Raw genomic sequence first — 316 nt, 5'->3', positions numbered from 1 at the left:
GAGGCGCTGGGGCAGCACGTGTTCGATCGTCGTCGCGGACAGGTCGATCGGCTCCTTCGGTCGGAGCGACTCCTCCACCCACGCCAGCACCAGCTTCTGGTGGGGACGCCGCCCTCGCAGGTAGTACGGGGCGTTCAGGACGGCCTCCGTCACGGCGGCGTCGTCCGCGAAGTGCTTCCGTCCGGCCGAGAGGTAGTCGAGCACCGCCCGGTCGTCCGACGTCGCGGCGTCGTCCCGGAGCTCCCCGCACGCCTGCAGCAGCGTGCGGTTCACGCCCTCACCACCACGTCCCGTGATCGTGCGGCGCACCAGGAAC

Annotated in this window: 1 pseudogene; it reads right to left on the bottom strand. The window is 71.2% G+C overall.

Annotated elements, in window-relative coordinates:
* Positions 1–273, bottom strand: a pseudogene (locus tag BIU99_RS20065) (hypothetical protein); the annotation flags it as partial.
* Positions 274–316 lie beyond the last annotated feature (43 nt).

The sequence above is a fragment of the Plantibacter sp. MMLR14_011 genome (genome assembly GCF_001865025.1).
Classification (GTDB): Bacteria; Actinomycetota; Actinomycetes; order Actinomycetales; family Microbacteriaceae; genus Plantibacter; species Plantibacter flavus_A.
Note: the sequence above shows the minus strand (reverse complement) of the source record. Positions and strands in the feature narration are given on the sequence as shown.